Consider the following 12,848-nt stretch of genomic DNA (forward strand, 5'->3'; position numbering starts at 1 on the left):
CTCTGAATTCCGGAGTGGTTTATGTCCCGCGTTCTTCTTATTGTGTTCCGCTATTGCCGCTCGTTTCTGGCGATTTACCTGTGCCTGATTGCCGGGCGCGGCATCTCGACCCTGCTTCCCGTTGCCATTCCCGGCAGTATTATCGGCATGCTGCTGTTGTTTACCCTGCTGGCGACGCAGCTGCTGCCGGTGGAGTGGGTGCGGCCCGGCTGCCAGCTGATTATTCGCTATATGGCGCTGCTTTTTGTGCCGATCAGCGTCGGGATTATGAACGACATCGATATTCTCAGCGCGCAGTTTGCGCCAATCGTTGTCTCCTGCCTGGTGAGTACGCTGATCGTGCTGGTTACGGTGGGGCTGCTGTCTGAGCGTCTGCAGCGTAAGGAGGGGGATGATGTCTGATTTCGGTGATTTCTGGTGGGCGCTGCCGCTGACCGTTGGCGTGTTTCTGGCGGCGCGCTGGCTGGCGGCGAAGGCGAAGCTGTCGCTGCTGAATCCGCTGCTGGTCGCCATGGCGGTGATTATTCCGCTGCTGCTGGTGCTGCAGCTGCCCTACGCGCGCTATTTTGCCGGCAGCGCGCTGCTGAATAACCTGCTGCAGCCGGCGGTGGTGGCGCTGGCGCTGCCGCTGTATGAGCAGATCCATCAGATCCGCGCGCGCTGGAAGTCGATTATCAGCGTCTGCTTCATCGGCAGCCTGACGGCGATGGTTTCCGGCACCGCGATTGCGCTGTGGCTGGGAGCGACGCCGCAGATCGCCGCCACCCTGATGCCGAAGTCGGTGACCACGCCGATCGCCATGGCGGTTTCCGCTTCGCAGGGCGGAATTCCGGCGATCAGCGCCATCTGCGTGCTGATTGCCGGCGTGACCGGCGCGGTGTTCGGCCATATGCTGCTGAACCTGCTGCGGGTCAGGCATAAGGCGGCGCGCGGGCTGGCGATCGGTAACGCTTCGCACGCCATCGGCACCGCCCGCGCGGTGGAACTGGATGCGCAGGAGGGCGCGTTCAGTTCGCTGGCGCTGGTGCTGTGCGCCATTATCACCTCGCTGACCGCGCCGTTTCTGTTCCCGCTGCTGCTGCACTGGCTGGGCTGACAGCGACACTCTCCCCTGCTCCCGTGCCCCCAGTGGCTCGGGAGCAGAATTTCTCTGTTTCCCTGTTACCTGTTACCCGTTACCAGGTGCCCGATATTCTATTCCCGCTGCCTGCTGCCTGCTGCCTGCTGCCTGCTGCCCGCTGCACCTAGCCCGTCGCTGTTGTCCTCAACCTGCCGCCCGTGCCCCGTGCCCCCTACTCGCTACTCGTTACCCGCTGCCCGCTGCCCGCTGCCCGCTGCCCGCTGCCCGCTGCCCGCTGGGGCAGTAAATGGTCTAAAACTTGCGATAAGTCTCGCATTTCTCACATATCTTTCATCTATTACATTGTCAGCGTGACATGAATCACATATAACAGGCTGCCGGCCCATTAGGATGGGCCAGTACTCCGTTAATGAGGTTTCGTATGCACCCACGTTTCCAGTCCGCTTTTACCACCCTGCCCGCGGCGCTGCAGCAGGCCATTCAGCCGCTGCTTGACGCAGACGACTTTGCCGGTTCAATCAGCGCAGCCGACGCCGCCGCGCTGAAGCTGGCCAGCGGCCTGGACGACAGCCAGCTGGCCTTTGCGCTGCTGCCGCTGGCCGCCGCCTGCGCGGTTGCGCCGCTGTCGAACTTTATGGTGGGTGCCATCGCCCGCGGGGTCAGCGGCACGCTGTGGTTCGGTGCCAACCTGGAGTTCGCCGGGGCCACCATGCAGCAGACGGTGCACGCCGAGCAGAGCGCGGTGACCCACGCCTGGCTGCGCGGCGAGCGCGGGCTGGCGGCGATCACCGTTAACTACACCCCCTGCGGCCACTGTCGTCAGTTTATGAACGAGCTGAACAGCGGCAGCGATCTGATCGTTGAGCTACCGGGGCGCGCCGCCGCCACGCTTGGCCACTATCTGCCGGATTCGTTCGGCCCGCGCGATCTGGAGATCGCCACCCTGCTGATGGATGAGGTCGATCACGGCGTGCAGCCGCGCGGCGACGCGCTGGAGCAGGCGGCGCTGGCCGCCGCGAACCGCAGCCACGCGCCGTACAGCGGAGCCTGGAGCGGCGTGGCGCTGGAAACCGACGACGGCGCGATCTTTGCCGGCCGCTACGCCGAGAACGCCGCCTTTAACCCGAGCCTGCCGCCGCTGCAGGGGGCGCTGAACCTGCTTAACCTCAGCGGCCGCAGCTTCGACCAGATCCGCCGTGGCGTGCTGGCGCAGGCCGGTGATGCGCAACTCGATCAGTCGTCTGCCACCGCCGCCACCCTGGCCGCGCTCGGCTGTCAACATTTCAGCCGCTTATCGCTGGGCGATCTGTAAGAATTTTTCTAATATTCGAGGATAATCGCAGCTTTTGTTATTGCGTGTTAACAAAAGCTGTACTTTCAGGCGATTTATTCTAGGATTGGCGCCACATCCCCAATCCCCACTGAGTAATGATTGCATGGAACTCGAGTACGAAAGTAAACGCCCCCTCTATATCCCTTACGCCGGCCCAATCCTGCTGGAATTCCCGCTGCTGAATAAGGGTAGCGCCTTCACCACCGAAGAGCGCCACGACTTTAACCTGCGCGGCCTGCTGCCGGAAACCGTTGAGAGCATCGAAGAGCAGGCGGCCCGCGCCTACCGCCAGTACCAGGATTTCAAGAACAATAACGATAAGCACGTCTACCTGCGTAACATTCAGGACACCAACGAAACCCTGTTCTACCGCCTGCTGGACAATCATCTGGAAGAGATGATGCCGATTATCTACACCCCGACCGTCGGCGCGGCCTGTGAGCACTTCTCTGAGATCTACCGCCGCGCGCGCGGCCTGTTTATCTCCTATCCGAACCGTGAAAACATCGAAGACATGCTGCAGAACGCCACCAAGCAGAATGTGAAGGTGATCGTGGTCACCGACGGCGAGCGCATCCTCGGCCTCGGCGACCAGGGCATCGGCGGTATGGGCATTCCGATCGGTAAGCTGTCGCTGTACACCGCCTGCGGCGGCATCAGCCCGGCGTACACCCTGCCGGTGGTGCTGGACGTCGGCACCAACAACCAGCAGCTGCTGAACGATCCGCTGTATATGGGCTGGCGCCACCCGCGCATCACCGGAGAAGAGTACGATAACTTCGTTAACGACTTTATCCAGGCGGTGAAGAGCCGCTGGCCGAACGTGCTGCTGCAGTTTGAAGACTTCGCGCAGAAGAACGCCATGCCGCTGCTGGAGCGCTACCGTGATGAGGTGTGCTGCTTTAACGACGATATCCAGGGCACCGCTTCAGTCACCCTCGGCACCCTGCTGGCGGCCAGCCGCGCGGCGGGCAACAAACTGAGCGAACAGAACGTGGTGTTCCTCGGGGCCGGTTCCGCCGGCTGCGGCATCGCCGAGCAGATTATCGCGCAGATGAAGTCCGAAGGGCTGAGCGATGACGAAGCGCGCGGCCGCGTATTTATGGTGGATCGTTTCGGCCTGCTGACCGACAAGCTGCCGAACCTGCTGAACTTCCAGAGCCGCCTGGTGCAGAAGAGCGACAAACTGGCCGGCTGGGACAGCCAGAGCGACTCGCTGTCGCTGCTCGACGTGGTGCGTAACGCCCGCCCGAGCATTATGATCGGCGTTTCCGGCCAGCCGGGGCTGTTCAGCGAAGAGATCGTGCGCGAGATGCACAAACACTGCGCGCGCCCGATCATCATGCCGCTGTCTAACCCGACCTCGCGCGTGGAAGCCACCCCGCAGGATATTATGGCATGGACCGACGGCCAGGCGCTGGTCGCCACCGGCAGCCCGTTTGCCCCGGTCACCTGGAAGGATAAAACCTATCCGATCGCCCAGTGCAACAACTCTTATATCTTCCCCGGCATCGGTCTGGGTGTGATCGCCTCCGGCGCCACCCGCGTCACCGACAGCATGCTGATGGCCGCCAGCCGCGCGCTGGCCGACTGCTCGCCGCTGGCCAACGACGGCGAAGGTCCGGTGCTGCCGGAAGTGAAGGATATTCAGGGCGTGTCGAAGGTGATCGCCATGGCGGTGGCCAAAGCGGCGCAGCTGGCCGGCGTCGCGGTAGTGACTTCGGAAGACGTGCTGTCGAAAGCCATCGCCGCCAACTTCTGGCTGCCGCAGTACCGTAACTATCGTCGTACATCGATCTGATCGGCGTAAAGCGTCAGGGCTGCGGCCCTGACGCTGTTACCGCTGCACCTGCCTCTCTCCTGCCAGCTTCCCGCACGCGATACCTGCTCCTGCTCCATACACCCGCTACCTGCTGATGCTGATGTTTTGTCCAGCGGCACGCCAGCTAGCCGCTGCCTCATCGTTAACCTGGGCCGGCAGACAACCCTTTGTCCCTCCTTTTGTCTGAAATCCCGCCAACCGGCACGCGTTGACTTGCGTCACCCCGCCGCCTCAAGTAGCCTTGAACCACCTTGCACTTGCTGAACCGGGTACCGAGCCGAATGCTGAAACGCCTGTTTTATGGTCTGATTATCGTCGTGGGACTGACGGGTCTGACCGCGCTTGGACTCGATCGCTGGATCAGCTGGAAAACCGCCCCCTACGTCTATGACGACCTGAAGTCGCTGCCGCACCGCCAGGTCGGCGTGGTGCTTGGCACCGCCAAGTACTACCGCACCGGCGTCCCCAACGAATACTACCTGTTCCGCATGCAGGGCGCGCTGAACGCCTATAACAGCGGCAAGGTTAACTACCTGCTGCTCAGCGGCGATAACGCCCAGCAGAGCTACAACGAGCCGATGACCATGCGCCGCGACCTGATCGCCGCCGGGGTCGATCCGGCCGATATCGTGATGGACTTTGCCGGCTTCCGCACCCTCGACTCGATCGTGCGCACCCGCAAGGTGTTCGATACCAACGACTTCATCATCATCACCCAGCGTTTCCACTGTGAACGCGCGCTGTTTATCGCCCTGCACAGCGGCATCCAGGCGCAGTGCTACGCGGTGCCGTCGCCGAAAAACATGCTTACCGTGCGCCTGCGCGAAGTCGGTGCCCGCCTCGGCGCGCTGGCCGATCTCTATATTATGAAGCGCGAACCGCGCTTCCTCGGCCCGCTGGTGCCAATCCCCGCCCGCCACGAAGTCGCCGAAGACGCCCAGAGCTATCCGGCGGTTACCCCGGAGCAGGTGCTGGAGATCCAGCGCAGGAAGTAGCAGAACGGCTACCGCACGCAGTTTTCGCCTGCCGCTGCGACGTCAGACCGCCTGCCGGGTGCAGATCCGCTGCCCTCACCCGTTTTACTGGCCGTAATCCGCCCTCCGCTGCGACAGCCTGATGCAGTAAACTGCCGGCAAAAAAAAGGGCCGCGATAAGCGGCCCTTGTGCTGATGGTGCAGAGATTACTTCTTACGCGCGTACTTCAGCGAGTCCAGCGCCACCGCGAAGATGATGATGCCGCCCTTGATGATGTACTGCCAGTACGGGTTGACGCCGATATAGGTCAGGCCGTAGTTGATCACCGTAAAGATGATTACCCCGGTTACCACCCCGGCTACGGTGCCGACGCCGCCGGCGAAGGAGACGCCGCCCACCACGCAGGCCGCAATCGCATCCAGCTCGTACATAAAGCCAAGGTTGTTGGTGGCGGAACCGATGCGCCCCGCTTCCAGCATGCCGCCGAAGGCGTAGAACACGCCGGAGAGCGCATAAACCAGAATCAGGTTGAACGGCACGTTAACGCCGGAGACTTTCGCCGCTTCCGGGTTACCGCCGATGGCGAAGATGTTCTTACCGAAGCGGGTTTTGGTCCACAGCACCCACACCAGCAGGATGGCGATAATCGCGTAGAAGGTGATGTACGAGAGTTTGAAGTCGCCGATGCGCAGGAAGCCCTGGGTAAAGGTGGAGAACTTCTCGTCAAAACCGGCCACCGGTGACGCACCGACGAAGTCGAAGTACAGCGAGTTGATGCCGTAAACGATAATCATGGTGCCCAGCGTGGTGATAAACGGCGTCACCTTCAGGTAAGCGATAATCACGCCGTTGACCAGGCCAATCAGCGCACCGATCGAACAGACGATCAGGATCACCAGCGCAATCGGCATGGTTTCCAGCGTCGGGAACACCTTGTTGGCGTTGTCCATCGCCTGTAACAGCGTGGCCGCCACCACCGCCGCCAGCCCGACCTGACGGCCGGCCGACAGGTCGGTACCCTGGGTAACGATCAGCCCGGCCACGCCGAGTGCGATAATCACGCGCACCGAGGACTGGGTCAGAATGTTACTCAGGTTCATTAAGCTTAAGAACGTCGGGTCCTGGATAATGATGATCGCCAGCAATACCAGCAGCACCACATAAATCCCGCCCTCTTTTAAAAAGGTCAGCGCATTTTTCTTATTAACAGCGTTCATAGTAACAGCCCTTACATCATTAGAGGTGCAACGATGCCAGACGCAAGATTTCGTTTTGCGTGGTAGTTTTCGTTTCGACAATGCCCGCAACCAGGCCATTACTCATTACCAGTATCCGGTCGGTGATCCCCAGTAATTCGGGCATCTCTGACGAGATAATAATGATTCCCTTATTTTTCTTCGCCAGCTCGGCGATCAGCTGGTAAATTTCGAACTTGGCGCCAACGTCAATGCCGCGCGTCGGTTCATCCAGCATCAGAATTTCCGGCTGGGTCAGCAGCCAGCGGCCGATAATCACCTTCTGCTGGTTACCGCCTGAAAGCGAACCGATCGAGGTATGGTGCCCCGGCGTTTTCACCCGCATTGAATCAATCACCCACTGGGTGTCGCTCTTCATGCGGCTGTTATCCAGCAGGCCGATTTTGTTTTTATACTGGCGGATATTTGAGATCAGCGAGTTAAAGCCAATATCCAGGTAGGCGTAGATGCCGGTCGAGCGACGCTCTTCGGTCACCAGCGCAAAGCCGTGGTTAATCGCTTCGTTGGCGCTGTGGTTATTGATCGCCTTACCGTGCAGCTTAATGGTGCCGCCCGATTTTTCACGAATGCCGAACAGCGTTTCCACGATGTCGGTACGTTTGGCCCCCACCAGCCCGGCAATGCCGAGGATCTCACCCTGACGCAGGTCAAAGGAGATATCGCGGATCGACGGCTGGCGCAGCGAGGTCAGGTTACGCACCTCAAGGATGGTTTCGCCCGGCACGTTGTGTTTGTCCGGGAAGCGCTGGTTCAGCGAACGGCCCACCATCATGGCGATGATCTTATCCATATCCAGCCCTTCCAGCGGCTGGGTGGCAATCCACTGGCCGTCGCGCAGGATGGTGATTTCATCACACAGCTGGAAGATCTCTTCCATCTTGTGCGAGATATAGATAATGCCGCAGCCGCGATCTTTCAGTTTACGGATAATGGTAAACAGGTGGTTAACTTCTTTCTCGGTCAGCGACGAGGTTGGTTCATCCATAATGACGATTTTCGCATTATAGGAGAACGCCTTGGCGATTTCGATCATCTGCATCTGCGACACCGACAGGTTAATTACCTTGTCGCGCGGATCGATATCGATATCCAGTTCGTCGAAGATCGCTTTAGTGTCGCGATACATTTTGTCGTGATCGACAAACAGGCCTTTTTTCGGATAACGGCCCAGCCACATGTTATCCATCACGGTACGTTGCAGAACCAGGTTTAATTCCTGATGCACCATCGATACGCCGTTTTCCAGCGCCTCTTTGGAACTTTTGTAATTAACTTCCTGCCCCTGAAAAAGAATGCTCCCCGCATCTTTACTGTAAATGCCAAACAGGCATTTTAATAAGGTCGACTTCCCGGCCCCGTTCTCACCCATCAGGGCATGAATGGAGTGCGGGCGGACTTTTAAATTGACATTATCCAGCGCTTTCACACCGGGGAATGACTTGCTGACGCCGGTCATCTCCAGCAAAAACTCACGCTCTGCTTTCACGTTATCACTGCCCATAATTCTACCTGGCTGAAAGAGTGTAAAGTCAGGTCACCCTGACTCAACGTCTGTTCCGGGGCGATTCACCCCGGAACAGAGGACGCTTATTTAGCGAACTGAGACAGGTTGTCTTTATCTACCGGTACATAAGCAACGCGGACTACTTTACCGTCCAGCTTGTAGTTGGTGCCTTCGGTGGCTGGCTTACCGGCCGCCAGGTTTTTCGCCATATCGAAGGTGGCTTTCGCCTGGTTGTCGGCGTCGTTCAGCACGGTACCGGCCATTGCGCCAGACTTAATCAGCGCCAGGGCTTCCGGCAGCGCATCGACGCCAAACACCGGGATGCTGGATTTGTTGTGCGCCTTCAGCGCTTCAACCGCACCCATCGCCATCGCATCGTTGTTGGCGATAATCACTTCAATTTTGTTACCGTTCGGGCCAGACAGCCAGGCGTCAACTTTGTCTTTCGCCTGTGCGGTATCCCACATCGCGGTATCCATATGCAGCTGCTGGGTTTTCAGGCCGTCTTTGTTCAGGGTGTCGATCACGTATTTGGTACGCGCTTCGGCATCCGGGTGGCCCGGTTCACCTTTCAGCAGAACGAACTGCACCTGGCCATCTTTGTTCAGATCCCAGTTCGGGTTGGCTTTCCAGTGCTTCTCAATCAGCTCGCCCTGCTTGATGCCGGACTCTTTTGAGTCGGTACCGACGTAGTAAGCTTTGTCGTAGCTGGCCAGCGCCTTAGCAGACGGCTCTTTGTTAAAGAACACTACCGGGATATCATTGGCTTTGGCTTTGCTGATTACCACCGCGGCGGCAGCCGGGTCAACCAGGTTAATCGCCAGCGCCTTCACGCCTTTCGCCACCAGCACGTCAACCTGGTCGTTCTGGGTAGACTGGCTGTTCTGTGAGTCATTCATTAACAGCTGTACGTCCGGGCTGTTTTTCGCTTCTTTCTCAATGTCTTTGCGCACCATCGACATAAAGTTGTCGTCATACTTATAAATGGTTACGCCGATACGGGTATCTGCAGCCTGAGCCGTCGCGCCAAACATCATGCTCGCAACCAGTGCGGTAAGTGTGAATACCTTCTTATTCATGCTATCTCCGGTTTTATTGTAGGGTAGTACTCAACGTGAAATGCAGCGGTGGGCGGCACGTCACGGTCAATTAACTGGCGGTGTTACACCTTTGCGGTGCGTTACACCGGCCGACGATTGCTGACAAAACCCGACGTCCGTGTGCGGAAGACTTCCTGCTGGCTGTGTGGTAACGCTGCCATCATAGTGAAGGCGTTGTAATAGTTCTGTGAATTTACTCACAAATTGAAAACGGTTACACCGCTGAATCGCGCGGTAAAGTGACGGCCGCCACATTTTGCCGGATGGCGACCGAATGGCGACGCACCAGCGTCGGCATAAAGCAGTGCTGAGCGCTGGCGTCTAGCACGCCGGCCGCGCCCTTCAGCGCCAGTTCGGTGGCAAGTTTCGCCATAGAAACAATCGGATAGCGTACCGAGCTGAGCTGGGGATCGGTGTAACGGGAAATGGGAATATCGTCGAAACCGACCACTGAAACCTGCTGCGGCACCGCAATGCCGTTGTCCTTCAGCGCCGCCAGCGCACCGGCGGCCATGCTGTCGTTATAGGCGAACACCGCCGTCAGCTGCTGGTTGCGCCCGAGCAGTTCGACCATCGCCGCTTCACCACCCTGCAGGTCCGGCTCGCCGCTGGCGCACCAGCTCTCCTGCGGCGTTACGCCCTGCTCGCCCAGCGCCTGCGCCCAGCCGGCGTGCCGCTGGTCGTCATCCTCAATCGGATGCATCGACCCGAGATAACCGATGCGCTGGTGGCCGTGCTGCTGCAGCATGCGCATCGCCATCAGCGCGCCGCTGACGTTATCGAGGCAGACGCAGCGGTGGGCAAATCCGGGGATCACCCGGTTGACCAGCACCATCCCCGGCACCTGCTGCATCAGCGAGGCCAGTTCGTCATCACCCAGGGCTTTTGCGTGCACGATCAGCGCGTTACAGCGCTGACGAATCAGCACCTCAATCGCGTGGCGCTCTTTGTCGGCCTGATGATAGGAGTTGTTGATCAGCACGTGTTTCTGCATACGCTGGGCGACGGTATCCACCGCTTTCACCAGCGCGCCAAAGAAGGGGTCCGAGACGTCCATCACCACCACGCCGATGGTATCGCTGACCTGGCTGGCCAGCGCCTGGGCGTTGGCGTTGGGCCGGTAGCCAAGGCGTTCGACGATTCTGAGCACCGCCTCGCGGGTGTCGACGGTGACCGCCGCGCTGTTGTTAAGCACGCGCGAAACGGTGGCTACCGATACCCCGGCCTCGCGGGCCACATCGCGGATGGTAATCACAGGCTGATACCTGCGTTGAAAGTTTGCATAGCCGTTCCTGACCAGACGCTGTTACCGCGTATTGTGTCAGCCCTGAGCGCGCCGCTGCGTGAAACAGGTCACAGCCTTGAAAACGGTTACATCATGCGGTAACAACTTTGTGAGAGGGATCATGGTTTACCTGAAAAGTCAGGTGGAGTTCAGACGATTGATGCAGCGCCAGATGCTCATCTGGTCACAGTTCTGCCGGGTAATCTTCTCCAGCGCTCTGTTGCGAAAGGCGTAAACCTGTCTGGAACTGCAGTTCAGCGTTCGGGCGATCACCTTGGTATGGCAGTTCGCCAGGTAACCGCGCAGCACGCTCGTTTGCCATTTACTCAGACGATAGCTGTGCTGGGAAATGAAGCTCAGGCACATCGACGTCTTGCGCGGATGCTCTGCCAGCGCGCTGGAGATGGTGTATTTCAGATGTGTCAGCGGAATACGTTTGTCGATCACCCACTCCACCCCACCGATGGACATAAACTCATGCACCAGTGAGAAAATGCAGATGGAAATGCGGGGATAAGCCTGTCTGATGAGTAAAACTTCATGTTCAGGATCAATAGACCACTCGGTGCGAGATAATATGTCGTAAAAAACCAGATCGAAGTTAATTTCCCGCGAGTTTACAATAAAGTCACTTAGCTGAATAAAACCGATTACAGACAAGGTGATATCCGTTTCGATCTCCTGACATAATGCCGCCATAGCATGCTGCGTATACTGGCAATTATCAACCACCGCGACATTAAATATCTTCTTACCTTCCATAGCTTAATTCGCCCTGTAAAATAACACTCGATTAAATAAAAGCGCAATCATCACCAAAGTACACCGACCACCAAAAATGACAACAAAACAAACACAAAAAAACAAAAGACCGGTTTTTTGCATAAAATCAACCCTGCAAAAATGAGAACATTTCAACAATGATGAAAAAATCCTGGTGTCATTTTCTTTGCACCACAACCCGGAAGTTAATATATTTAGCGTCATTCTGAAACCACGATAGAACCAACCACACCATAACTAACTAAGATATAACTTAGATATAAGGATAAAACTAATGAAAGGTATCTGTTCGCTTATTCCTTTGGCCTTATCTGCACTGGTCATCTCGACCGCAAGCCAGGCCGCTGACGAGGCCGTGACGGCCTCCGCCGTCTGGAAGGCCGAAGCCGACAAAAACACCACTAACAATCTGGTGGTCACACCGATGCGTGCCCTGCAGTTCAAGTATGCTCCCGCTGCCAAAGACTTCAATACGGACACGGGGACCTTTGAGATCGCCCTGAAGGGCGATCACAGCACCTCAACCGCTTTCAAACTGGAAGCCCGCGTTGACGACACAAATAACATCCTACGCCAGGTCGGCGGTAAGAGTACGCTGCAGATCGGTGCCCTGTTTGGCAGTACCGAAGTCGGTTCCAGCAACGGTGGTACCGCTGGCGGCGTGAGTGCGTCGAATGCGTGGACCACACTGCTCGACTCCACCAAAGATATCGGCGCTGGCAGTGCGTTATGGGCGCTGACCCGGTCAGCGGGAAGTAAGGATCCGCTGATTTCGGCGCGCGATAACTTCAAGTTTATCGTTAAAAAAGCCACGCTGGACGGCAGCACGGCGGAGGCTGATCTGTCCAAACTGCCTGACGCTATGTGGCAGGGCGAGGTGGCGGTGGCCTTCCGCGCGACATGGTCGACGCCAGCGGGCGGAAAAACGGGTTCCTGACTCTTAACAGCTGGCCCTTATTAACCTGCGTTTAAGCGCATTGTGATGCAGGAGCACGGACTGGCTCCTGCACTTCAAGAAGGATTTGCATATGAAGATCGACCGTCTTATATCCTTAACTCTGTTAGTCTCTTTCAATACCGCCGCGCTCAATGTCGGCAACGTTACTACGATTATTGCTGCGGATAAGCAACTGGTGGCGAAAGAGATAATCAATCAAACCGATATGGCTCGGTTGGTAACAGTCAGAGTTGACAAGATTAGTTCGCCGTTTTCCTCAGGTACCACACTCCCCTTCGATTCAGCTGACGAATTGCTGGTGGCTCCGTCACAGCTAATGATGCCCGCCGAAACCCGAAATTTGGTTAAATTCTACTATCAGGGAAAATCGGATAGCGTGGAGCGTTATTATCGCATCACCTTTACCGATGAGTCGGTGGGTGAGAGCGCCAAAAATAGCAGTGGTAAAAATACCGATGCCATGACACGGGCGATAATCAGTACCATTCTGGTCGTGCAGCCGCGAAATAAGCATCTTAATTACGCTTTCAGCCAGGGAAAAATTAGCAATACCGGTAATGTTTCCTGGCGGGTTAACGCCATGGGTCGCTGCCTGAACAAAAACACGTCGCAGCAGGACTGCCGTGACGTTTACTACGTACCGCCGGGTAAAACCTACACATTCCCTGACGTTGATATCAATGATCCGCATTCCTATATCGGCATCTGGGATATCGACCAGTACGTACCAGTGAACAAGTAGCGCAGGCCG

The 12,848-nt window shown here is 57.5% G+C and carries 12 protein-coding genes; 7 read left to right on the plus strand and 5 right to left on the minus strand.

Annotation, left to right across the window (positions count from 1 at the left end):
* Positions 1 to 21: 21 nt before the first annotated feature.
* The 5 genes from ASF13_RS05350 (at position 22) to sanA (ending at position 5,231) form a co-directional block, all read left to right on the plus strand.
* Positions 22 to 402: a CidA/LrgA family protein gene (locus ASF13_RS05350; RefSeq protein WP_056233340.1), complete on the plus strand. Its 381-nt coding sequence runs from the start codon at positions 22 to 24 to the stop codon at positions 400 to 402.
* Complete coding sequence (locus tag ASF13_RS05355; RefSeq protein WP_056233342.1) at positions 395 to 1,096, plus strand: CidB/LrgB family autolysis modulator; 702 nt, start codon at positions 395 to 397, stop codon at positions 1,094 to 1,096. The genes ASF13_RS05350 and ASF13_RS05355 overlap by 8 nt, the downstream gene beginning before the upstream one ends.
* 406 nt (positions 1,097 to 1,502) lie before the next feature.
* Positions 1,503 to 2,393, plus strand: a complete 891-nt coding sequence (gene cdd, locus ASF13_RS05360) for a cytidine deaminase (protein WP_056233344.1) — start codon at positions 1,503 to 1,505, stop codon at positions 2,391 to 2,393.
* Between the two features lie 124 nt (positions 2,394 to 2,517).
* Complete coding sequence (locus ASF13_RS05365) at positions 2,518 to 4,215, plus strand: NAD-dependent malic enzyme (protein ID WP_056233346.1); 1,698 nt, start codon at positions 2,518 to 2,520, stop codon at positions 4,213 to 4,215.
* Between the two features lie 302 nt (positions 4,216 to 4,517).
* Positions 4,518 to 5,231 carry an outer membrane permeability protein SanA gene (gene sanA, locus ASF13_RS05370; RefSeq protein ID WP_056233348.1) on the plus strand — a complete coding sequence of 238 codons (714 nt, stop codon included), beginning with the start codon at positions 4,518 to 4,520 and terminating at the stop codon, positions 5,229 to 5,231.
* Positions 5,232 to 5,417: 186 nt separating this feature from the next.
* On the opposite strand, the gene mglC is transcribed toward sanA, so the two are convergent.
* The 5 genes from mglC to ASF13_RS05395 form a co-directional block, all read right to left on the minus strand.
* Positions 5,418 to 6,428, minus strand: a complete 1,011-nt coding sequence (mglC, locus tag ASF13_RS05375; protein WP_056233350.1) for a galactose/methyl galactoside ABC transporter permease MglC — start codon at positions 6,426 to 6,428, stop codon at positions 5,418 to 5,420.
* Positions 6,429 to 6,447: 19 nt separating this feature from the next.
* Positions 6,448 to 7,968 (minus strand): galactose/methyl galactoside ABC transporter ATP-binding protein MglA, encoded by a 1,521-nt coding sequence (mglA, locus tag ASF13_RS05380; RefSeq protein WP_056233352.1) that lies wholly within the window; start codon positions 7,966 to 7,968, stop codon positions 6,448 to 6,450.
* Between the two features lie 86 nt (positions 7,969 to 8,054).
* Entirely contained in the window at positions 8,055 to 9,050 is a 996-nt protein-coding gene (gene mglB / locus ASF13_RS05385) for a galactose/glucose ABC transporter substrate-binding protein MglB (RefSeq protein WP_056233354.1), read from the minus strand.
* A 235-nt stretch (positions 9,051 to 9,285) separates the two neighbouring features.
* Entirely contained in the window at positions 9,286 to 10,326 is a 1,041-nt protein-coding gene (gene galS / locus ASF13_RS05390) for an HTH-type transcriptional regulator GalS (RefSeq protein WP_056233356.1), read from the minus strand.
* 168 nt (positions 10,327 to 10,494) lie between these two features.
* The gene (locus tag ASF13_RS05395; protein WP_156365560.1) at positions 10,495 to 11,118 is read right to left on the minus strand and encodes a response regulator transcription factor; all 624 of its coding nucleotides are present in this window, start codon (positions 11,116 to 11,118) and stop codon (positions 10,495 to 10,497) included.
* A gap of 295 nt (positions 11,119 to 11,413) precedes the next feature.
* Here ASF13_RS05395 and ASF13_RS05400 point away from each other — a divergent pair, with 295 nt between their 5' ends.
* Positions 11,414 to 12,076, plus strand: a complete 663-nt coding sequence (locus ASF13_RS05400; RefSeq protein WP_056233359.1) for a common pilus major fimbrillin subunit EcpA — start codon at positions 11,414 to 11,416, stop codon at positions 12,074 to 12,076.
* A gap of 91 nt (positions 12,077 to 12,167) precedes the next feature.
* Positions 12,168 to 12,839, plus strand: a complete 672-nt coding sequence (locus tag ASF13_RS05405; RefSeq protein WP_056233361.1) for a hypothetical protein — start codon at positions 12,168 to 12,170, stop codon at positions 12,837 to 12,839.
* Positions 12,840 to 12,848 lie beyond the last annotated feature (9 nt).

The sequence above is a fragment of the Erwinia sp. Leaf53 genome (assembly GCF_001422605.1).
Classification (GTDB): Bacteria; Pseudomonadota; Gammaproteobacteria; order Enterobacterales; family Enterobacteriaceae; genus Erwinia.